The organism is Arsukibacterium sp. MJ3 (assembly GCF_000987765.1).
Taxonomy (GTDB): Bacteria; Pseudomonadota; Gammaproteobacteria; order Enterobacterales; family Alteromonadaceae; genus Alishewanella.
In genome coordinates, this window is record NZ_LAHP01000006.1 from 1 (window position 1) to 22,113 (window position 22,113).

A 22,113-nucleotide genomic window follows, 5' to 3' on the forward strand; every position below is an offset into this window, starting at 1 on the left:
GTCAAGCGTCTTTTTAGAAGATTTTTGCTACCCGGCTTATCTCACCCAGTGTACCCAACCCGCAGTACCCCTTGGCATGGCGCGCATTATAGGGTGTTTATTGCTAGCTGCAAGCGTTAAACTAATAAAACTTACGTTTTTCAGATCGTTCGGACAAAGTTTCAACGAAACGTGTTTTTTAGCAGCATTTGCTGCACAATAATTCAGCACTGGAGGTTTTCATGTCGATTAGAGCATATAAAGGAATACTGCCGAAACTGGCAATAGGTGTTTACGTAGATGAGTCTAGCGTATTGGTTGGTGATATTGAGCTTGGTGCAGATGTCAGTATCTGGCCTTTAGTGGCAGCACGAGGTGATGTTAATTATATTCGAATTGGCGCGCGCACTAATATACAGGATGGTTCTGTGTTGCACTTATCCAGGCCAAGCACTCACAACTCAGCCGGCTCACCACTGCTTATTGGCGAAGACGTTACCGTAGGCCATAAGGTTATGCTACATGGCTGCACGTTGGGCAATCGTATATTGGTCGGCATGGGCGCTATCGTTATGGACGATGTAGTTGTTGAAGATGACGTTATTATAGGCGCAGGCAGTTTAGTCCCTCCGGGTAAGCGCCTACATAGCGGCTATTTATATGTCGGTAGCCCGGTGAAACAGGCAAGACAGTTAAACGCAGCTGAAAAAGCCTTTCTGGCTGAGTCAGCGGCAAATTATGTCACCTTAAAGAACGACTATTTAGCAGAAGCAAAAAGCTAAAGCCAAATTTCACCCTCGGTAGTAAAGGCGTCGTCAGCAATGGCTTGCTCGGCGCTATCTTCCCAGCTAAAAGCATCTGCCTTAATTTCGGCTAAAAATTCCTTAGCGCTGAAGGTTGTCGGTATACTAATAAAACAGCCTACTTTCAAACCCGACACTAAACAGCTAAAGGCTATTGCATTGCGCCGTAGATCAATATCAAAGTCATTATTAAAAATTAACTGCTGGTTCATGCCGCGAACTGCTGTTTAAGCAGAGCCATAACGGGCTCAATATCTGGTATAACACCACGCCAAATCGTAAATGCGGCAGCTGCTTGTGATAATAGCATACCCAAACCATCAGCTTGCTGTGGCACACCGTTTGCTTTTGCCCAAAGCATAAAAGCAGTGGGTTTTGCTCCATAAACCATGTCATAGGCTAACTGACAGGCTGTCAGATGTTTAGCTGCAATATCAGGGCGTTCATCAGTTAAGCCTGATGAAGTGCCATTAATAACCAGCTGATAATTTAGTGCCGGGATATCGGTAACATCACTTGGGATCACTCTGCTATCAAAGTTTGCCACGATAGCTACCGCTTTACTAACTGTGCGATTTGCCAATACCAGCTGTTTTATACCGCTATCCAGCAACGGACCTATTACACCGCGGCAGGCACCACCAGCACCCAGTAGCAATACCGTGCTATCTTGCAAACTTATACCGATTCTTTTTAAATCAGACACCAAGCCAATACCATCGGTATTATCCCCACACAGTTGACCGTCACTATTAAAATATAGGGTATTAACCGCTCTGGCTTGCTCAGCTCGTTCAGAAAGCACCTCGGCTAATTGATAAGCCTGCTCTTTAAACGGCACCGTAACATTACCCCCCTTACCGCCGGTTGCCACAAACTGCTGCCAACTGTCGGCAAAACCATCAACCGGGGCTAAAACAGCCTCATACTGCAAGCACTGAGCACACTGCATGGCAAATTGACCATGTATAAAAGGTGACTTTGACTGGCCTATTGGATTACCAAATACAGCATAACGGTCCACAACTGATGTCCCTCAAGAAATTAATACAGATGATTTTTAAAAAACCCGCAAGATAGTAAGCACTATCCTACTCCAGAGCAAACTACGTATCAATTAATGGGCGGCGAAACCGCGGTACAATCACTGGATGAAGTGGTTGAAAAGCCACTACTACAAAATGTGATTTACCAGTCTATTGGGCCACTGGCGAGTCATATGATTAAGTCTTCGTGTTATTTGTTAAGGCTCAGCCAGTCTTGTGGTTGCAAGTAGCGTTGATATAGCTGGTCTTCGGGGCTGCCAGGCGCTGGCTGATAACCATATTGCCAGCGCACCAGAGGCGGCATTGACATTAAAATAGACTCAGTGCGGCCACCACTTTGTAAGCCAAATAAGGTTCCCCGGTCGTACACCAGATTAAACTCAACATACCGGCCGCGGCGATACAACTGAAACTGTCGTTGTTGTTCAGTGTAAGGGATATCTTTGCGTCTGGTAATAAGCGGCAAATAAGCCGGTAAAAAAGCCTCCCCCACCGCCCGCATCAAACCAAAGCTATGTTCAAAGCCGAGTGCATTAAGATCATCAAAAAATAAACCACCGACACCGCGGGTTTCATTGCGGTGTTTCAAATAAAAATAATCGTCGCACCACTTTTTATAGGCCGGATAGTATTTTGCGCCAAAAGGATCAACTGCCGCTTTGGCTACACTGTGCCAGTGCTGTACATCTTCTTCATAAGGGTAATAAGGCGTTAAATCAAAACCACCGCCAAACCACCAGACTGACTCTTCATCTGCTTTCTCAGCTATAAAAAATCGCACATTAGCATGCGTAGTGGGTAAATGCGGATTATGCGGATGCAACACCAAAGATACGCCACAAGCATGAAAACTACGCCCTGCCAGTTCCGGCCGATGCGCTGTTGCTGATGCCGGCATTTGTGCACCATACACATGCGAATAATTAACACCTGCCTGTTCAAACACCGCACCATTAGTCAGCACCCGACTGCGGCCACCACCACCTTCGGCTCGCTGCCAGGCATCTTCTACAAACTGTCCCTTACCATCGGCTTGCTGCAACGAGGCACAAATATCGTCTTGCAACTGCTGTAAAAATTGTTGTACTTGTTGTAATTGTAAAGACTGATTATCTGCCATATTACCTCCTAACTATTTGACCGCTAATGCCACCCCGAATTTCGCTGGGCTGACGCCGACTAACAGAAAAATTCTATTCAGCCTCAGATGCCGCTATAATAGCGCCTAAGTCATCTCAGTTCATTAAGATCAGAAGGAAACCAGAATGCAAGTGGGTATTATAATGGGCTCAACCTCAGACTGGCCTACCATGAAGCTGGCAGCAGATATGCTGGATTTCTTTGGTGTTAGTTTTGAAACTCGGGTGGTATCAGCCCACCGCACGCCACATCTTCTGGCTGACTATGCCAGCAGCGCCGCCAGCCGCGGTTTAAAAGTGATTATTGCCGGCGCAGGCGGAGCCGCACATTTACCTGGCATGGCAGCAGCTTTTACCAGTTTGCCGGTACTGGGCGTTCCGGTGCAATCAAAAGCGCTGAAAGGTATTGATTCATTATTATCAATAGTGCAAATGCCCAAAGGCGTAGCAGTAGGTACTTTAGCTATAGGTGACGCTGGCGCAGCCAATGCCGGTTTACTGGCGGCGCAAATTCTGGCAACAAGCAATCCGGAATTAATGCTTAAAATTGATGCCTTTCGCCAAGCGCAAACCGATAGTGTGCTGAGCCAACCCGACCCAGCCAAGGTGCTACTATGAACGTGCTAGTGCTGGGTGCGGGCCAACTGGCACGCATGATGTCGTTAGCCGGGGCGCCTCTTAATATCACGATAAGTGCCTATGACGTCAATACTGATGACATTATCCATCCTCTAACCCAGCAAAAACTGGGAGCTGGCCTGGCTAAAGCACTGGCTGATGTTGATGTGGTTACAGCAGAGTTTGAACATATCCCGTTAGCCGTGCTGGAACAGTGCCAGCAAAGCGGTAAATTTTATCCAGGTAGCGCTGCGATCTTGGCTGGGGCTGATCGGCGCCAGGAGAAAGCGCTATTAGAACGCTGTAGTGTTGCTAGTGCTCGCTATAGCGTAATAAATAATCATGACGATTTTAACGATGCAGTAAATCAGCTAGGTTTACCGCTGGTATTCAAAAGTGCGCTGGCCGGCTATGACGGCAAAGGTCAGTGGCGTTTAAAAGATCAGGCAGATTGCACTGGCGTATGGCAGCAAATGGCTGACTTTTTAGCAACAGACAGTAAACAGGCTATTGTGGCAGAGCAATTTATTCGCTTCAACCGCGAACTATCACTGGTTGGGGTAAGAGCAGGCAGTGGAGAGGTGAGAGTATACCCGTTAACTGAAAACCATCATGTCAATGGCGTGCTAAGTGTATCCTTGGCACGGCCACTACCACGCCAACTGCAACAACGCGCAGAACAAATGTTTGCAGCAATAGCCAGCAGTCTGGATTATGTTGGTGTATTAGCCATTGAATTTTTTGAGGTTGAGGGTGAATTACTGGTTAATGAAATTGCACCACGCGTTCACAACTCAGGGCATTGGACCCAGCAAGGGGCAGATGTCTGCCAATTTGAAAATCATTTGCGCGCAGTAACCGGCTTGCCACTTGGCAGTACCGAGTTATTACGCCCCAGCCTAATGGTTAATATTCTTGGCGAAGATAGCACACCACCAGCAATTTTGGGCATGCCCGGGCTACATTTACACTGGTATGGCAAAAGCAAACGGCCTGGCCGGAAAATGGGGCATATTAATCTATCGGCTAGCTCGCTGGCTGAGCTAAAAGCCCGCTTTGCCAAACTTATCGACTTGTTGCCAGCAGCAGCCTTTCCCGAGCTAGAAAAGATGCTAAGCAAATTAACCGACTAAGTTACCTCGCCGGCTGTATCCGTAGCCGGCTGTTTTTTTTCACAGCCTTTTTTGGCACAGTATACGCCATTCTTTTTAGCTTGCAGCAAAGCAAAGCCGCAATAAAAACAAGAACCATGCTGGGGCTTGTCATTCAGCAAAAACGTGCAGTCCGGATAGCTATTGCAACCAAAAAAGTGTTTTCCAAATTTATTAATCCGCTCTGTTAGCTGGCCTTTTTTACACTTTGGACAGCTAAATTGCGCGCTGTCTTTATGCTCTTCATGCTGATCAACCACAAAGTCACATGCAGGATAACCGATGCAGCCTATAAACATGCCATAACGGCCATTTTTTACCGCTAACCACTCACCACACTTCGGGCAGGCTTCAGTTTCTAACACCTTAACTACCGCATTATCGTGCTGCTGTAACGGTTTAATATAATGGCAAATCGGATAAGCACTGCATCCCAAAAACGCGCCATTTTTCGACGACTTTATTTGCAACGCATGGTGACATAATGGGCAATGCTGCTGCTGATGCGGCAGCTTAAATAGCGGGGTGTCGTCAGTCATTCTTACTCAGGCCGCTTAATGCAGCGGCCCAGCAGGCTCATCAAAAATCAAATCTTCCATTTGGGCGTAGGCTGTTTCCCGGCCAGGCACGTTGAACAGCACCATTAAAACCACCCATTTTAAATCTTCCAGACTAATGGCAGCACTGTCCAAATCCATTGCCCGATCAATTACCATTTCCCGGGTATTGGCATCCAGCACATTAATTTGTTCTAAAAACAACAGAAAACCCTGATCAACAACATCTAACTTGCGCTGCTCTTCAGTAGTGTAAATTCTTACCGCCGTAGAATTGCCTTTAGTTAAATAAGGCTTAACATGACTTTCCTGCAAAGCAGACAAGCTGTCGAGCCACTTCAGTGCTTTAAAAATATCGTCATCATGAAAACCAGCACGGCTCAGTTCTTTAGTCAGATCTGCGTGGTTTACATAAATATCAGATTCATTATGAATATAGTTTTCAAACAGATATACGAGGATATCAAACATAATCAGCCACTCCTCACTCTAATGTAACCACCGGGTACCACTGCCACCTCACCGGCTATTTCTAACTGCAGCAAGGTTATGGATACGTCTGCCACTGACATGTTAGATCGCTGTGCAATCACATCTATTGCCGTAGCGTCGTCGCCCACGTTAGCTAACAACTGCTGCATAGACAAGTCTGGTGCAGACTTTTTTTCCGCTTCAGCAATAGGACTTAAACCATTCTGGGCAAAAAATTGCCACTCTTCCAGTATATCGGCCACGCACGTGACAAGTTTAGCGCCTTGTTGAATTAACCAGTGACACCCAGCAGATTGACGACTATAAATTGGTCCAGGCACGGCAAAAACATCCCTACTACACTCGGCTGCCAGGTTTGCACTAATAAGCGAACCGCTTTTCAACGCCGCTTCGACTACTATAGTGGCCGAACTTACACCAACCACAATGCGGTTACGTTGAGGGAAAAACTCCGCTCTTGCCTGTACATCAGGGAAAAACTCGCTTACTAAGGCTCCGCTGGCGACAATTTGCTCAGCTAGGGCTTTGTTGCTCGCCGGATAAATCTGTTGCAAACCATGCCCTAATACCGCGATGGTAAAACCACCGCCTTGTAAGGCACCTTTATGGCTTTCGCTGTCGATACCTCGGGCCATGCCGCTGGTGATCAGATAACCTTGCTGCACTAGCTCTGCAGCAAAGTTTTGAGCAACTTTACGGCCTGTAGGTGTTGGCTGGCGAGTGCCGACCATGGCTAATTGCTGGCGTGGCAACAATTCTGCCTGCCCTTTAACGAACAATAATAATGGGGGATGTTTAATTTGCTTTAAAAGTGGTGGATAACGCGGATCGTGAAAAGTAACAACATGATGCTCATCTGATTGCGCCAGCCACTCCAGTGCCATGTCAGCCCGTCGCAGCCCATGTACTGCAAGCAATTCAGCCTGACGAGGGGTCAGGCCAACATTACGTAAGGTACTTATTGGCAACCTGACCAACTCGGCCAGAGGAACATGCTCGCTTAAGCTTTGAAACTTCAGGCCATCCAAGCCATGTACAGAAGCTAAAGCGAGCCAGTTGCGAAGTTCATCCATGGCGAACTGGCTCCATCAGGTAACTTATAGGTTGGCGATAGCGTCTCCAACCCGTATTGGGCGACGGGTACTAGTGACAATAGCAAAGCTTACCCGCTCTGCTACCTTAAAGACCATCAGCTCACCCACTTTTTCCCGTGGCATGCTAATACTGTTATCACCAAAGTTACGGAACATTTTTTGCAACTTACTGGCATCTTCTACATAAACCGGGCCATCTTCACCGTCTATAACTGCTGGTGATTGTCGATATATACCCAACATATGGCCGGCTTTCATATCATTAATTAAACCACGATTCAGCACAACAATGTCCATTTTCGAAAACTCACGTAACTGTGAGGTAGTGTCAATAATGGTACCATCAACGTTATTTTCTGGTTTACTAATCAGGAAAAATGCCGGTAGTGATTGGCCTTCCAGTGCGGGCAGAACCCGATCACCTTGTTTAATTTCCCGTTTAACGCTTAACACTTGCAGCGACGCTGCCTCTATCGGGCTATCTTCCGTTGCTTCGCGACCTGAACGAAACGCCCGTGCAGTGGCAATAAGACTCGTCTCGTAACCCAGCACTGAACCTGATTCTGGATCAACGTAGGCTTTACCCTTACGATATACTCCGTAAGAAGTTCCCGGCTGCAATATCCCTTTAACATAAAGGGTATGCGTTTCTGCTGCCATCTTTGTGGCAGTGTTAGTGCCCAAAATATAAGGCATCGCCGCAATTTGTTCTTCGCTCAATGCTTGCTCGTAAGTCAGGAAAGGTCGAATCATACTTAACGGCAAGGTCGTTATGGCACCGTCACCCTTCAGCGTCTTTCGAACTTCAGGCGACAAGCGCTTAACGTTATCATTCACAGCCAATCTTGGCCGTCCCATACTGTCGTAAGTTAGGGTAAGCACATTGCCTGGATATATTAAATGTGGATTATCAACCTGGGGGTTCATTTGCCACAATTGAGGCCATAACCACGGCTCATTAAGGTACAACGCAGAAATATCCCACAAGGTATCACCTTTTTTTACCACATAGGAAGCGGGAGCATCCTGTCTGATTTGTAGGACGTCTGCCTGCAGGCTAAATGACAGCCAACAGAACAACACGACCACAGATATTGCAATTTTTTTCAGCATGCCTGCTTCCTTGAACTTATTCTTGTTGTAATTATTGCACACTACGCTGTTAATACAGCGAATTAATGGCTAAAATTAAAACATATCACAACAATTGAAATAAAGCATATTTTTGTAGGTGTTATGGCAGTTTTAAAAGTATTACATTTCCCGGACGATCGTTTACGCACTGAAGCTAAACCAGTGACCGACGTTACCACTGAAATCAAGCAGTTAGTCAATGACATGCTCGACACCATGTACGATGAAAATGGTATCGGATTGGCGGCGACACAGGTTGATGTCCATTTGCGAGTGGTGGTAATTGACTTATCTGAACAACATGATGACCCTTTGGTATTCATTAACCCAGAAATAATCGAGCAAGATGGCAGCACCAGCTATGAAGAAGGCTGTTTATCTGTCCCCCAAAACTACGCTTCAGTTGAACGCGCCGCTACCGTTAAGGTAAAAGCACTTAATCGGCATGGCGAACCTTTTGAGCTAAAAGCTGAAGGCTTACTGGCAATCTGCCTGCAACATGAGCTGGACCACCTGATTGGCAAACTTTTTATTGATTATCTGTCACCGTTAAAACGTGAACGTATTCGCAAGAAATTGGAAAAAGAAGCTAAAATGGCCCAGCGCCACGCGTTATAACACAGGAAACACAGTGACTCAGCCTTTACGTATTATATTTGCCGGCACACCCGACTTCGCCGCCCGCCATTTGCAGGCATTAATTGATAGCTGCCATCAGGTTATAGCGGTGTATAGTCAGCCCGATCGCCCGGCAGGACGTGGCCAAAAATTACAGCCCAGCGCCGTTAAACAATTAGCCGAGCAACATCAGTTACCGGTTTTTCAACCAAAGTCGTTGAAAAAGGCAGCGGCGCAAGCTGAACTGGCCGCACTTAATGCCGATGTTATGGTAGTAGTGGCCTATGGCCTTATTTTACCGCTGGTCATACTGCAAAGCCCACGCTTAGGTTGCATAAACGTGCATGGCTCACTGTTGCCACGCTGGCGCGGCGCGGCACCCATACAGCGTGCTATCTGGGCCGGCGATAAGCAAACAGGCGTTACCATCATGCAGATGGATGAAGGGCTGGACACTGGCGCTATGCTTAGTAAAGTAAGTTGTGCTATTGAGCCTTCAGATACTAGTGCCAGTGTATATGACCGCCTGGCACAGTTGGGGCCAACTGCGTTAATCGAAGCACTAGCGCAGCTTCCGGCATTACAATCCAAGGCAGAATCGCAAGATAATAGCGCCGCTTGTTATGCTGAAAAATTACAGAAAGAGGAAGGCCTGCTCGATTTTAACAAAAGCGCCGCAACGCTTAGCCTTGAAATTCGCGCTTTTAATCCCTGGCCTGCAAGCTATTTACAACTACCACAAGGCACGGTAAAAATCTGGCAGGCCAGTTGGTGTCAAAGTGAACAAGCATTCACAGCCGGGCAGGTTATTGCCGCCAATAAGCATGGTATAAATGTGGCTTGCGCTGATGGTGTGTTAGTACTTACTACACTGCAACCTCCGGGTAAAAAGCCAATGGCAGTTGCCGACTTTTTAAATGGACGGGCTGATTGGTTTACTGTTGGCACTAACCTGCAGGCTGCAATATGAATCGTGACTGCCGGGCACTGGCGGCGGAATGTTGTTATCAGGTGATAGATAAGGGTCGCTCATTATCTGATGTATTACCTAAAGCTCAGCTTCACATTGTTAACCCGCTGGATAAGGCGCTGTTGCAGGAAATATGTTTTGGCGTAATGCGCACTCTGCCGCAACTGGAGCAAGTGTGCACCAAGCTAATGCAAAAACCGCTGGTAAAAAACTACCGCGTTCTACAATTTTTAATTTACGTTGGTATTTACCAACTGCACTTTATGCGGGTACCCGATCATGCCGCCATTAATGCTACGGTAGAAGCCGCTCGCCATTTAAAAGGCCAGTCGCTAACCAAGTTAATTAATGGCGTTCTGCGTAACGTGCAGCGACAACCACAATTATTTGACTGTAGCCACGCTAACCAAGCTGTGCAGTTTAATCATCCAGGCTGGTTAATTAGCGCGCTGCAAGCTGCCTATCCGGAGCAATGGCCTGCTATTTTAGCTGCCAATCAACTCAAAGCGCCTCTGTGGTTGCGGGTCAATACTCAAAAAATAAGCAGTAACGATTTTTGCGCCGCATTGACCGCAGAAGATATTGATTGCAGCCAACCAATCAACGCACTACCTAGTGCGGTATTACTAGCACAACCTTGCGATGTGACTGAACTGCCGGGCTATCATCAGGGTTGGTTTTCAGTGCAAGATGCCGCAGCACAATATGCCGGATGGCTGCTGGCACCGCAAAATGAGCAACGAATTCTTGATGCCTGCTGTGCCCCAGGTGGCAAAACCAGTCACTTGCTGGAATTGGCGCCAACAGCCAAGCTAACCGCGCTGGATAAAGATCCGGCGCGATTAGGGCGGGTTCGTGATAACTTGCTGCGTCTTGACCTACATGCCACGGTACTGACAGCGGATGCCGCCAACCCTACTTCATGGTGGGACGGCCAATTATTTGACAAAATATTACTAGATGTTCCTTGTTCAGCTACAGGTGTTATCCGGCGTCATCCGGATATTCGTTGGCTGCGTAAAAAAAGTGATATTGCGCCATTGGTTGAACTGCAATACCGCATTTTACAACAATGCTGGTCGTTATTGGCACCGGGTGGCCAACTGCTCTATGCTACCTGCAGTGTCTTACCCGCCGAAAATAGTCAGCAAATTAATCGGTTTCTGCAAAGCACCCCTGATGCGCACTTACAAAGCATAACGCAACAACGCTTAATACTGTTGCCTGCCGCAGCCGCCAACCCTGAACAAGCAGAGCAGCCGGGCTGGCAATTATTACCGGGTCAGCAGAACAGTGATGGCTTTTACTATGCGCTACTGCAAAAAGCGCCACAGGATATCAACGCCGGATGAAAATCATTATTTTAGGTTCAGGTCAGGTTGGTGCCACATTGGCAGAAAACCTGGTAGGCGAGCAAAACGATATTACCCTGGTTGACACCAACCTAGAGAAATTGCGAAATTTACAGGATAGATTCGATTTGCAAGTGGTTCATGGCCATGCCTCGCATCCCGATGTCCTGAAAAAAGCCGGCGCCGAAGATGCTGACATGATTGTAGCGGTAACTAACAGTGATGAAGTTAATATTGTGGCATGTCAGGTGGCTTACAGTATTTTTAACACTCCGCTTAAAATTGCTCGTATTCGTACTAACCAATACCTGAAATACCGTGATGAGCTATTTAATAAAGACGATATGCCAGTCGATCACTTTATTGCCCCGGAAGCGCTCGTTACCAATTACATCCGGCGCTTAATTGATTACCCAGGCGCCTTACAGGTAGTGGAATTTGCTGAAGGCAAAGTAAGCCTGGTTGCCGTTCGCGCTTACTACGGTGGTCTACTGGTTGGCCATGCGCTGTCAGCCTTAAAAGAGCACATGCCCAATATAGAAACACGGGTAGCGGCTATTTATCGGCGCGGCAATGCGATTAAACCGCTTGGCACTACGATTATTGAAGCAGATGATGAAGTGTTTTTTGTCGCCGCAACTAAACATATCCGGGCAGTAATGAGCGAACTACAAAAGCTCGAACGGAGTTACCGCCGTATTATGATAGCCGGCGGTGGCAATGTCGGTTTTGGCTTGGCCAGAGCGCTTGAAAAAACCCACAGCGTAAAATTAATTGAACGCAGCAAAGAGCGGGCAGAATTTCTGGCCTCAAGCCTGGACAGCACCCTGGTTTATGTTGGCGATATTTCAGATCCAGAGTTACTAGAAGAAGAAAATGTCGAACAAATTGATGTTTTTATTGCAGTAACTAACGATGATGAAGCCAATATCATGTCGGCCATGTTGGCTAAGCGGATGGGCGCCCAGAAAACCATGGTGCTGATTAAACGTGGCGCCTATGTCGACTTATTGCAGGGTGGTGAAATTGATATCGCCATATCACCACAGCAAGCAACCATTTCTGCGCTGTTAACCCATATCAGGCGCGGTGACATTGTTAATGTCTACTCGTTACGCCGCGGTGCTGCTGAGGCCATTGAAGCTATAGTACGTGGCGACAGTAGCACCAGCAAAGTGGCCGGCAAAACTATTGGCAACTTAAAACTACCACCCGGCACCACCATCGGCGCCATCGTGCGCGGTGACGAAGTGGTGATTGCACACGACAGCACAGTAATTGAAACAAACGATCATGTCATTTTGTTTATGGTGAATAAAAAGCATATTGTAGAAGTTGAAAAATTATTCCAGGTTAGCGCCATTTTCATCTGACGCTATTACTAAACGTTCTTACTGACAACGCGGCTAACCATTTTAACGATGGTGACCGCTCATTTTAATGGTTAGCCGTTTTTTAGCTTAATCCCGCCAGAACGTAGGGGTAAAAAGTACCAGCAAGGTAAATATTTCCAGCCGACCAAACACCATAGCCAAGATAAGTATCCACTTACTGGCGTCAGGGATGGCGCCAAAATTGGCGGCAACTTCACCCAAACCCGGCCCCAGGTTATTTAAGCAGGCTGCTGTCGCGGTAAACGCACTGATATTATCCATGCCCGTTAAAATCAATGACAGCATAATGACGACAAACACCACCGCATAGGCGGCAAAAAACCCCCATACGGCTTCCACAATCCGGTCTTCTACTGGCCGACGACCCAGCTTAATAGCATATACCGCACGGGGATGCACCAAGCGGTTGAGTTCGCGACGGCCTTGTAAGAACAACAATATAACCCGCACCACTTTCATACCACCACCGGTAGAGCCGGCGCAGCCACCAATAAAACTAGAAAAAATTAATAAAATAGGTAAAAACAATGGCCAGGTTGAAAAGCCATCGGTGGTAAAACCTGCAGTAGTCGATATCGATACTGCCTGAAAGGCCGCATGATTAAGTGCTTCACCACCACTTTCATACACATTGGTATTTAATAATACTAAAAAACAAATAAGCACTAAGCTGGCTTGAATACCCAGGAAGACTTTAAATTCCGGATCACGAAAATATGTGGTAACACTCTTACCACGCACTGCGGCAAAGTGCAGCGGGAAATTAACTGCACTGATTAGCAAAAATACCACGCAAATCATATTAATAGTGGCGCTGTTAAAATAACCTATACTGGCGTCATAGGTTGAAAACCCGCCAATAGCGACTGTTGAAAAGGCATGGCAGATGGCATCAAACACCGACATACCCGCCAGATAAAACGCTAACGCACAGGCTATGGTTATCGCCAAATAGATGTACCATAAATGCTTAGCGGTATCGGCAATTCGCGGCGTCATTTTATTGTCTTTAACCGGGCCCGGAGTTTCTGCCCGATAAAGCTGCATGCCACCCACCCCTAACAATGGCAATATAGCCACAGCCAATACAATAATCCCCATGCCTCCAAGCCATTGCAGTTGTTGACGATAATACAAAATAGCTTTCGGTAATGTTTCGATGCCGGTCAGCACCGTGGCGCCGGTGGTGGTTAAGCCAGAAAAAGCCTCAAAAAAGGCATCAGCCGGCCCCAAATCAGGATTACTGGCGAGTAACAGCGGAATAGCGCTCACCGCCCCTAATACCGTCCAGAACAGCACAACAATTAAGAAGCCGTCACGTACTTTTAACTCTGAACGATAGCCGCGGTTAGGGTACCAGATGCTAAAACCCATCGCTAAACATACAATAAACGATAAAATAAAGGGAACACCTGCACCGTCTTTATAACCAAAAGCCACTAATGCCGGCGGGATCATGGTGATACTGAAAATAGCAACCAGTAAGCCCAGGATCCGAATAATAGAGCGATATTGCATAGCGTCCCTTAGCGCCCCGTCAGGCGAGCTGCAAATCCCGGGTCATATTTTCATTACGTTCTCGATGAACAATAATGTTGTCTTCAATCCGGATACCACCAAATTGACGGAACGCGTCTATTTTTTGCCAGTTAAGGCTAGCCGCCGCGTCGGTTTGCTTTAAATCGGCCAGTAAACTGTCGATAAAATACAAACCGGGCTCTATGGTAAACACCATATCTGGTTCAATCAGCCGGGTGCAGCGTAAAAACGGATGGCTTTCTGGTGGCGCAACATGGGTACCACGCTCATCTAGCATAAAGCCGCCAACATCGTGCACCTGTAAACCTAAGTGATGCCCCAGGCCATGCGGGAAAAAAGTCCGGCTAATGCCACGTTCTACTATCTCTGCCGGATCCAGTCGGACAAAGTCGAAGTCATGTAAAATTTGCGCAATGCCCTGATGACATTGCAAGTGCAGATCAGCGTAATTGATACCTGGTTTTAAACCGTCAACCAGCACTAACTCTAATTTATTTACTGCGCCAATCAGCTGGGCAAACTCATCAGTGCGGTTAAAACTGTAAGTACGGGTAATATCGGCAGCATAGCCGTGAAACTCGGCCCCGCCATCAATTAAAAAGGAGTGATGCGCTGCCGGCTTGTTCCGCTCTAGTGCGGTGTAATGTAAAATAGCAGCATGCTGATTCAAGCCAACAATATTGCCGTAAGGCACTTCATTTTCAGTCTGACCAACCGCAGCCAGATAAGCCAGTTGAATGTCAAACTCGCTGCCACCGGCATAAAATGCCTTTTTAGCCGCCTGATGGCCGGCTACTGCCATGCCGTTTGCCTGGCGCATACACCCCAATTCATATCCGGTTTTATACGCGCGGTAATAATGCAGATAACTTAATACCGGCTCGGGGTTTATTTCGCTAAAACCAAGCGCATGGGCAACCTCCAGGTACTCGCCTATATAGGCTAAGCGAGCTTTGTCGTAAGGTAGCAGTGTTTCCACTTTATTGGCTTTATCCAACAACTGAATATCAAAATGCTCGGCCCAAAAATCAGCTGGCTCATCAGGCACCTTATGCCAGAAATCTTTAGGCCGGTAAAAAATAAGCTTCGGTTTATTCACGCCATCCACTAATAACCAACAATGTGGATTATCAACTACCGGCAACCATGCTTTAAAATGCGGATTGGCTTTAAACGGGTAATCCATATCATCCAGAAATTTACGTTTGGCCTGGCCGGAGTGAATAATTAACGCATCCAGATTTTCTCGGGCCAGCACTTGCTGGGTACGCTGCTGTAATTCGGCAATATGCGCCTGATATAACGCCTGATAACCTGAGTTCATAGCTACCTTTTAATAATTGTGTTTCTGATGAACGCAATAGTAGCACTATTCCACTATCACCCCAATCTTCATGGCCACCAGCGGTTTAAAAACATCCTGCGCCACATTCATCCGTATATTGTATATCTGATAATACGCCATAACGGCTTTTACATATTCGCGGGTTTCCCGGTATGGAATAGTTTCAACCCACACATCAGCCGGCAAGGCATAATCCTGGGGGATCCACTGCATAACCCGCCGATAACCAGCATTATACGCGGCAGTGGCTTTTAACAAGTTGCCGTCGTTGCGCCGCTTTAAGTAATTCAGGTAGTCGCTACCATAATCAATATTGATGACCGGGTTGTACAGTTGACGAATTTGCACCTGTTTTTTGGCAATGTCGTTGGCAGTGCCCGGCATAATCTGCATTAAACCACGAGCACCGGCTGGCGAATTTGCATCGGCCATAAACGAGCTTTCACGCCGGGCAATCGCCATACTCCAGCCCGAGTCAATATTAAATTTATCCGCCGATAATTGCATTTCCTGCTGATACGCTAATGGGAACCGCAATTCAACATCATCCCAATACCCCACATCGGCCAGCGAAAAAATGGCCTGCTCGTGCCATTGCAACTGGCTGGCCAATTTAGCCGAGGTAATTTTTTGTTGCTGATCAGAGTTAACTTGTAAGTGATTCCATTCACGCCGCGCTTCTGTCAACCGGCCCAGTGCCAGCCATTGCTGCGCGCGCTGCACCGCAGGATGCTGGCGTAATTGGCTAATCTCTGCATCACTTACTTGCACTGGGTTATGGGCCAAACTCGGCGGCAAGCCCAACTTAGCCGCCGCCATAAAACCATAATAATGGCGCTGACGAGCTATTTCGGTAAATTCAGCATTGGCCTGTTCTGTATTACCCTGCTCTTCCAATGCGCGGGCCCGCCAGTATCGCCAGTTAATATCTCCTTGTAATTCCGCTGGCAATGCTTCCACCACCTGCTGTACTTTTGGCCAGTCTAGTTCGCGTAGCGCATGAGCCACCTGCCATTGCGCCAGGTTAGCATCAAATAGCTCGGGTGGAAGCGTGGTTAGCCAGTTGTCGGCCCGGCTATCGCCTTTACTGGCTAACGCTATGGCAAACTGACGCTGTACATCCAACCGCTGCGCTCTAGTAAAATAGGGGTCATTAACATGACGTTGCCAAGTTTTTAGGGCTTGATCCGGTGAGCGCCAGATCAACCGTTTTAAACCATAGGCTAAAATATCCCGCTCGGTAATATGTTTACCGGGGAAAAATTTCGCCCCGGCTATTACCGCAGGGTTATGCCGGGTTTTTTGCCATAAATCGGCTAAATACTGCTCGTTGGTCGGTAATAAGGTTTTTAAATAGGGGATCAGCTGAGCATCGCCGCCTTCAGCTGCCAATTGTAGACGGTGACGAATGGTTTCAGGTTGTAACGGATTACTTTTGCGCCATGCACTAAACAATGGGTCACAAGCCCGCGGTTGCGATTTACCCTCGGTCCACAATTGCTGCGTTTGCCGCCAGATATCCTCCGTAGCTAACGTCTTGGTTTGTAACTGAAACCGCAGAGCCAGACACGTTAGTTCTGGATCTGATGAACCAGGAAAATTAGCCAAAAACCGCTCAGCCTGTTGTTGCTCAGCCAGTCGCATCAACCAAGGTCGGCGCAGTGGCCAGTCCATTGGGGTACCCTGATACTGCTGTAAAAACGTTTCTATCGCCTCGTGGGCATTCAGTAAATTTTGCAGCCTTCTTAAGCGCAAATAAGGCTGTAAAGGATAATCAGCTAGTTCGGCCAGCCAGGCATCAGCCTGGGTGCGGCTTACGTTACCAATACTGTTTTCCAGCGTTGTAAAGCGCTCACGCTGCTGTTGTAACTTATCCTGTTCAGCCGCACCGACTGTAAATGCGCAGGACACCACCGCAGTGGTTATTAATAATGCACGAAAACCAATCACGACATACCTCTGTAAACAGCGAAACATGAAAAAACAACTATAGTTACTGGCACTGTTTAACTGACTTATTCAAACACCTGTTTAAATAACGGTTGAAATTTTCAGTAAAGCACGACACACTGAGCCAGTTAACCTCATCGTACCAGTTGCGACAACCACCCCACAACGCGACCAAGGAGCATATTTATGATCTACCAGAGTGACACCATTAGTGTTGAATATAGTAAGCCTGGTATCGTCCGGTTTACTTTTGCGGCCGCAGGCTCTGTTAATAAGTTTGATCAACAAACTCTAACAGACTGTAAGAAAGCGTTAGAGCTACTGCACGCTGACAGTAACCTGAAAGGTGTGATCTTTACCAGTAGCAAAGACACCTTTATTGTTGGTGCGGACATTACCGAGTTTTTAACCACTTTTCAGCGCCCTGAATCTGAACTGATACCGTGGATTAAACAAGCCTCTGATATTTTCGATTTATGTGAAGACTTGCCTGTGCCAACCGTGGCTGCAATTAAAGGTTTTGCGTTAGGTGGCGGTTGCGAGTGGACCCTGGCCTGTGATTATCGGGTAGCCGATACCAGTACCCGCATAGGCTTACCTGAAGTTAAACTAGGGTTAATGCCTGGCTTTGGCGGCACCGTGCGCTTACCACGGATTATTGGTGCCGACAACGCGATGGAATGGATTACCACTGGCAAAGACCACAGTGCCGACCAGGCACAAAAAGTGGGCTTAATTGATGCAGTGGTAGCACCAGAAAAGCTACTGGACGCCGCGCTAAGTGTATTGGAAGACGCTATTGCCGGCAGTTTGAACTGGCAGAAAAAACGAGCGGTTAAGTTACAGCCATTAAAACTGAATAAAATAGAAGCTACTATGTGCTTCAGCACTGCCAAAGGCATGGTTTTTGCCACAGCAGGCAAACATTACCCCGCGCCAATGGCGGCAGTACAAACTATTGAAGCCGCTGCAACATTAGACAGAGCGGGCGCCATGGCGCTGGAAAATGCCGGTTTTGCCAAACTGGCTAAAACAGACGCCGCGACGGCCCAAGTTGGTTTGTTCCTCAATGACCAGCTAATTAAAAGCAAAGCAAAAAAAGCCGGTAAAATTGCCACCAAAACCATTAAAAAAGCGGCGGTGTTAGGCGCCGGCATTATGGGTGGTGGTATTGCTTATCAGTCTGCGTTAAAAGGCGTACCGGTGATAATGAAAGACATTGCCGATAAAGCACTGGCTTTGGGCATGGGCGAAGCCACTAAACTGCTGAGTAAACAAGTTGAGCGTAAAAAACTCGACATTGCCGGCATGGCAAAAGTGATTGCTAGCATTACCCCTACTTTGAGTAACGAACTGGTTAAAGATGTTGATATCGTGGTAGAAGCGGTAGTAGAAAATCCAAAAATTAAAGGGGCGGTGTTAAAAGAAGTTGAAGGCTTAATTAGCGACGACGCCATTTTAACCTCAAATACCTCAACTATTTCCATTAATGCGCTGGCAAAAAACCTCAGCCGGCCAGAAAACTTTTGTGGCATGCACTTCTTTAACCCGGTACACCGCATGCCCTTAGTAGAAGTTATTCGGGGTAAAGACACCAGTGATGAAACCATTGCAGCAGTAGTAGCTTTCGCCGCACGAATGGGTAAATCACCTATCGTGGTTAACGATTGCCCGGGCTTTTTTGTCAATCGTGTATTGTTTCCCTACTTCGCTGGCTTTAGCAAATTGGTGCTGGATGGTGCCGACTTTGCCCAGGTTGATAAAGTAATGGAGAAACAATTTGGCTGGCCAATGGGTCCGGCCTACTTGCTGGATGTAGTGGGCTTAGATACCGCCTTTCATTGTACCGATGTAATGGCAGAGGGCTTCCCTAGCCGGATGGCTAAATTAGAGAAAGACCCGGTAGCCGCCATGTATAACGCTGAGCGCTATGGTCAGAAAAACGGCCTGGGGTTTTATGCGTACAGTAAAGATGCCAAAGGTAAGCCGAAAAAAGATATTGACCCGAAAAGCGTGGCACTGCTAGCCGAAATTGCGAGCACCAGGCAAGACTTTACTCCTGATGAGATTATTGCCAGGGTAATGGTGCCGATGATTAATGAAACCATTCGCTGTTTAGAAGAAGGCATTGTGCAATCAGCCGCTGAAGCCGATATGGGCCTGATTTTTGGTCTTGGCTTCCCGCCGTTTCGTGGTGGGCCACTGCGCTACGTCGACACCATTGGTTTAAAGCACTTTGTTGCCCTGGCCGATAAATACGCGCATTTAGGCGAAATTTATCAGGTTACAGATAAAACCCGCGCTATGGCCGATAACGGCCAGCGTTTCTTCCCGGTTTAAGCGCAGGAGCAGAATAATGAAAAATGCTGTAATAGTAGATTGTATCCGCACCCCAATGGGGCGCTCGAAAAATGGTATGTACCGTAACGTTAGAGCAGAGCAACTGTCGGCTCATGTGATGGCTGCATTACTTGAACGTAACCCGGCATTAAACCCCAGTGATATTGATGACATAATTTGGGGTTGTGTGCAGCAAACGCTAGAGCAAGGCTTTAACATTGCCCGCAATGCTTCGTTGTTAGCGGGTATTCCACACTCAGTGCCGGCCGTAACCATAAACCGTTTATGCGGTTCATCAATGCAGGCGCTGCATGACGCGGTTAAGTCTATTCAAACCGGCATGGGCGAGGTGTATTTAATTGGTGGCGTTGAACATATGGGCCATGTGCCTATGAATCACGGCGTCGATTTTCACCCGGGTTTATCGACAACTATCGCTAAAGCCTCAGGCATGATGGGCTTAACTGCGGAATTACTGGGTAAAATGCATGGTATCAGCCGTCAGCAACAAGACGAATTTGGTGCCCGCTCACACCGTTTAGCCCAAGAAGCCAGCGATGAAGGCCGCTTTAAAAACGAAATTATTCCGACCGAAGGCCACGACGCCGATGGTGTGCTAAAGCTGATGGATTACGACGAAGTTATTCGCCCGGAAACCACAGTAGAAGGCCTTGGCCAGTTACGGCCCGTCTTCGACCCGGCTAACGGCACTGTTACTGCCGGCACCTCATCAGCACTGTCTGACGGCGCTTCAGGCATGCTGGTAATGAGCGAAGAAAAAGCCAACGCCTTGGGCCTGCCCATTCGGGCTTATGTTCGCGGCATGGGTGTGGCAGGTTGCGACCCGTCTATTATGGGCTACGGCCCGGTACCTGCGTCGAAAAAAGCGCTTAAAATGGCCGGCTTAACCATTGACGACATTGACTACGCCGAGCTAAATGAAGCGTTCGCGGCACAAGCCCTGCCAGTAATGAAAGATTTAGGCTTACTGGATGTGAAAGAGCAAAAAGTAAACCTGAACGGTGGCGCCATTGCACTTGGCCACCCTCTGGGTTGCTCAGGCTCGCGTATTAGCACCACTTTAATTAACATAATGGAAGATAAAGGCGGTAAGTTTGGCCTGGCGACCATGTGTATTGGTTTAGGCCAGGGTATTGCCACGGTTTTTGAGCGTCCATAAGCTGGCAGCAAGATGCTGGTAGCTAAAAGCACAATCGCATAGAATAAGGGCCGTTTTAACGGCCCTTATTTTTTGGCTGATTTATTAAGTGTTGTGTTAGCTGGCGATGACTGGAACCCCACTGGCACAGCCACAGAGTGTCTGAGTGAGGGCGCTAGCCCGAGCGACAAATTCGTCAGGAACGAATTTGAACAGCTTTAGCTGGCTCCTGCGAAGAGCAGGAAGCCCGGAGTAGTTGCTCTAGCGAACACAGTGGGTTTTGCAACCTACAGCCGTAACCTGAAGAGTGCATTATGCGCCGGCGGGCAACACTAAGTTTTATTAGATGATTATCGGAGTAAAGATGGACCCGCTTTTTAACAGCGCCACCCACACCCTAGATGCCATAGGCCTGCGCTGCCCCGAGCCGGTAATGATGACTCGCTTAACTATTCGAAAAATGCAAGTCGGTGACACTTTGCTGATCATCGCCGACGACCCGGCCACCACCCGCGATATCCCCGCATTTTGCCGCTTTATGGATCATCAGTTACTGGCCAGCGATACAAGCGTGTTGCCGTATCGGTATTTGGTGAAAAAGAGTAAGAATTAAAATAAAAATCACTATTTTGTTTAGTTACACTACCTTGCAGCACTCAACTTGACTTGAATACACCAATTTTATACTGTTTACGTTGTATGTCATGCTATGGAGTAGCGTGTAATGTTGTGGCTTTTAATTAAAGATTCGATGCCGATTAAAGCGATAGTGGCAAAATCGGCTAAAACCATTTATTTTTAGTGTTACGCCGGTGTTTCACTTTGCTATCTTGGAGATTAACGTTGTTATGGAACCTTATATGTCATCCGATCTTGGGCAACTTCGCCATGCATTACAAAATCAGAACATTTCAAACAGCGAAGCCCGGCAGCAAATACTGCAGTGCTGCCTTGCTGATCTGAAAATTCAGCAAGTTGGATTATGGCTATTTACCGATGATGATTTGCTACGCTGTGAAATGTTGCTAGATAAAGACACTGGCTTTAGTCAGGAACCGCTGCTAATCGACCGCTGGAGTTTTCCGGGATACTTTGCCGCACTAGATCAGAAAAAAGTGATACGGGCGGTAGATGCACAGAACGACCCTGCTACCAAAGATCTAACCGAGTTATTTTTAAAACCATTTAATATTAAATCGTTACTCGATGTGCCTATTTATCGTGGCGACAAACTCAGCGGCATTATTTGCTGTGAACAAACCGCGGTGATTAAACGCTGGACTGACGATGAAGTTGCTTTTGTTAGTGCCGTGGCCGATTTATACCGCTCACGTTTTAGTTAGTGCATTTTAATGCTAATTGCTGGCGTTAGTTTTCAAGCCTTGGCACACTGGTTTTAGTACTCTACATCCAGACCAGAGCTTTAGGTTATA

General features: G+C 47.3%; 21 protein-coding genes. 11 read left to right on the forward strand and 10 right to left on the reverse strand.

Features of this window, described 5'->3' with window-relative positions:
* Nucleotides 1-221: 221 nt before the first annotated feature.
* Nucleotides 222-761: a gamma carbonic anhydrase family protein gene (locus VT06_RS05995; RefSeq protein WP_046553386.1), complete on the forward strand. Its 540-nt coding sequence runs from the start codon at nt 222-224 to the stop codon at nt 759-761.
* Here the strand turns inward: VT06_RS05995 and VT06_RS06000 are convergent.
* From VT06_RS06000 to hemF, 3 genes are all read right to left on the reverse strand, one after another.
* Complete coding sequence (locus VT06_RS06000) at nt 758-994, reverse strand: DUF1488 family protein (RefSeq protein WP_046553387.1); 237 nt, start codon at nt 992-994, stop codon at nt 758-760. The two genes, VT06_RS05995 and VT06_RS06000, sit on opposite strands and share 4 nt — an antisense overlap.
* On the reverse strand, nt 991-1,806 hold the full coding sequence (gene aroE, locus VT06_RS06005; protein WP_082122457.1) for a shikimate dehydrogenase: 816 nt from the start codon (nt 1,804-1,806) through the stop codon (nt 991-993). The genes VT06_RS06000 and aroE overlap by 4 nt, the downstream gene beginning before the upstream one ends.
* Before the next feature lie 212 nt (nt 1,807-2,018).
* Nucleotides 2,019-2,948 carry an oxygen-dependent coproporphyrinogen oxidase gene (hemF, locus tag VT06_RS06010; protein WP_046553388.1) on the reverse strand — a complete coding sequence of 310 codons (930 nt, stop codon included), beginning with the start codon at nt 2,946-2,948 and terminating at the stop codon, nt 2,019-2,021.
* 145 nt (nt 2,949-3,093) lie between these two features.
* On the opposite strand from hemF, the gene purE reads away from it, so the two are divergent.
* Both purE and VT06_RS06020 read left to right on the forward strand, forming a co-directional pair.
* Entirely contained in the window at nt 3,094-3,585 is a 492-nt protein-coding gene (gene purE, locus VT06_RS06015) for a 5-(carboxyamino)imidazole ribonucleotide mutase (RefSeq protein ID WP_046553389.1), read from the forward strand.
* Nucleotides 3,582-4,718 carry a 5-(carboxyamino)imidazole ribonucleotide synthase gene (locus tag VT06_RS06020; RefSeq protein ID WP_046553390.1) on the forward strand — a complete coding sequence of 379 codons (1,137 nt, stop codon included), beginning with the start codon at nt 3,582-3,584 and terminating at the stop codon, nt 4,716-4,718. The genes purE and VT06_RS06020 overlap by 4 nt, the downstream gene beginning before the upstream one ends.
* Here VT06_RS06020 and VT06_RS06025 read toward each other — a convergent pair.
* The 4 genes from VT06_RS06025 to VT06_RS06040 are packed head-to-tail and all read right to left on the reverse strand — an operon-like array spanning nt 4,715 to nt 7,992.
* Nucleotides 4,715-5,275: a type I DNA topoisomerase gene (locus VT06_RS06025; RefSeq protein ID WP_046553391.1), complete on the reverse strand. Its 561-nt coding sequence runs from the start codon at nt 5,273-5,275 to the stop codon at nt 4,715-4,717. The two genes, VT06_RS06020 and VT06_RS06025, sit on opposite strands and share 4 nt — an antisense overlap.
* Nucleotides 5,276-5,290: 15 nt before the next feature.
* Complete coding sequence (locus VT06_RS06030; protein ID WP_046553392.1) at nt 5,291-5,764, reverse strand: DUF494 family protein; 474 nt, start codon at nt 5,762-5,764, stop codon at nt 5,291-5,293.
* A 2-nt stretch (nt 5,765-5,766) separates the two neighbouring features.
* On the reverse strand, nt 5,767-6,858 hold the full coding sequence (gene dprA, locus VT06_RS06035) for a DNA-processing protein DprA (RefSeq protein WP_046553393.1): 1,092 nt from the start codon (nt 6,856-6,858) through the stop codon (nt 5,767-5,769).
* 24 nt (nt 6,859-6,882) lie between these two features.
* Nucleotides 6,883-7,992 (reverse strand): LysM peptidoglycan-binding domain-containing protein, encoded by a 1,110-nt coding sequence (locus VT06_RS06040; RefSeq protein WP_046553394.1) that lies wholly within the window; start codon nt 7,990-7,992, stop codon nt 6,883-6,885.
* A gap of 123 nt (nt 7,993-8,115) precedes the next feature.
* Between VT06_RS06040 and def the strand changes: the two genes are divergently transcribed.
* The 4 genes from def to trkA are packed head-to-tail and all read left to right on the forward strand — an operon-like array spanning nt 8,116 to nt 12,326.
* On the forward strand, nt 8,116-8,631 hold the full coding sequence (gene def, locus VT06_RS06045) for a peptide deformylase (RefSeq protein WP_046553395.1): 516 nt from the start codon (nt 8,116-8,118) through the stop codon (nt 8,629-8,631).
* Between the two features lie 13 nt (nt 8,632-8,644).
* A complete protein-coding gene (fmt, locus tag VT06_RS06050; protein ID WP_046553396.1) occupies nt 8,645-9,601 on the forward strand; it encodes a methionyl-tRNA formyltransferase in 957 nt (318 codons plus the stop codon).
* Nucleotides 9,598-10,953, forward strand: a complete 1,356-nt coding sequence (rsmB, locus tag VT06_RS06055) for a 16S rRNA (cytosine(967)-C(5))-methyltransferase RsmB (RefSeq protein ID WP_046553397.1) — start codon at nt 9,598-9,600, stop codon at nt 10,951-10,953. Before fmt ends, rsmB begins: the two co-directional genes overlap by 4 nt.
* Complete coding sequence (gene trkA, locus VT06_RS06060) at nt 10,950-12,326, forward strand: Trk system potassium transporter TrkA (RefSeq protein WP_046553398.1); 1,377 nt, start codon at nt 10,950-10,952, stop codon at nt 12,324-12,326. Before rsmB ends, trkA begins: the two co-directional genes overlap by 4 nt.
* An 87-nt stretch (nt 12,327-12,413) precedes the next feature.
* On the opposite strand, the gene VT06_RS06065 is transcribed toward trkA, so the two are convergent.
* Genes VT06_RS06065 through VT06_RS06075 form a run of 3 tightly spaced genes read right to left on the reverse strand, consistent with a single transcriptional unit; the run spans nt 12,414 to nt 17,181 of the window.
* Nucleotides 12,414-13,865, reverse strand: coding sequence for a TrkH family potassium uptake protein (locus tag VT06_RS06065; RefSeq protein ID WP_046553399.1), 1,452 nt, complete (start codon nt 13,863-13,865; stop codon nt 12,414-12,416).
* A 19-nt stretch (nt 13,866-13,884) separates the two neighbouring features.
* On the reverse strand, nt 13,885-15,210 hold the full coding sequence (gene pepQ / locus VT06_RS06070) for a Xaa-Pro dipeptidase (RefSeq protein WP_046553400.1): 1,326 nt from the start codon (nt 15,208-15,210) through the stop codon (nt 13,885-13,887).
* A gap of 45 nt (nt 15,211-15,255) precedes the next feature.
* Nucleotides 15,256-17,181 carry a transglycosylase SLT domain-containing protein gene (locus VT06_RS06075; protein WP_200897919.1) on the reverse strand — a complete coding sequence of 642 codons (1,926 nt, stop codon included), beginning with the start codon at nt 17,179-17,181 and terminating at the stop codon, nt 15,256-15,258.
* A 186-nt stretch (nt 17,182-17,367) separates the two neighbouring features.
* Here VT06_RS06075 and fadB point away from each other — a divergent pair, with 186 nt between their 5' ends.
* The 4 genes from fadB (at nt 17,368) to VT06_RS06095 (ending at nt 22,023) form a co-directional block, all read left to right on the forward strand.
* Nucleotides 17,368-19,521, forward strand: a complete 2,154-nt coding sequence (fadB, locus tag VT06_RS06080) for a fatty acid oxidation complex subunit alpha FadB (RefSeq protein ID WP_046553401.1) — start codon at nt 17,368-17,370, stop codon at nt 19,519-19,521.
* A 16-nt stretch (nt 19,522-19,537) separates the two neighbouring features.
* Nucleotides 19,538-20,701, forward strand: a complete 1,164-nt coding sequence (gene fadA, locus VT06_RS06085; RefSeq protein WP_046553402.1) for an acetyl-CoA C-acyltransferase FadA — start codon at nt 19,538-19,540, stop codon at nt 20,699-20,701.
* Between the two features lie 343 nt (nt 20,702-21,044).
* A complete protein-coding gene (tusA, locus tag VT06_RS06090) occupies nt 21,045-21,293 on the forward strand; it encodes a sulfurtransferase TusA (RefSeq protein ID WP_046553403.1) in 249 nt (82 codons plus the stop codon).
* A 247-nt stretch (nt 21,294-21,540) separates the two neighbouring features.
* A complete protein-coding gene (locus VT06_RS06095; protein ID WP_046553404.1) occupies nt 21,541-22,023 on the forward strand; it encodes a GAF domain-containing protein in 483 nt (160 codons plus the stop codon).
* Nucleotides 22,024-22,113 lie beyond the last annotated feature (90 nt).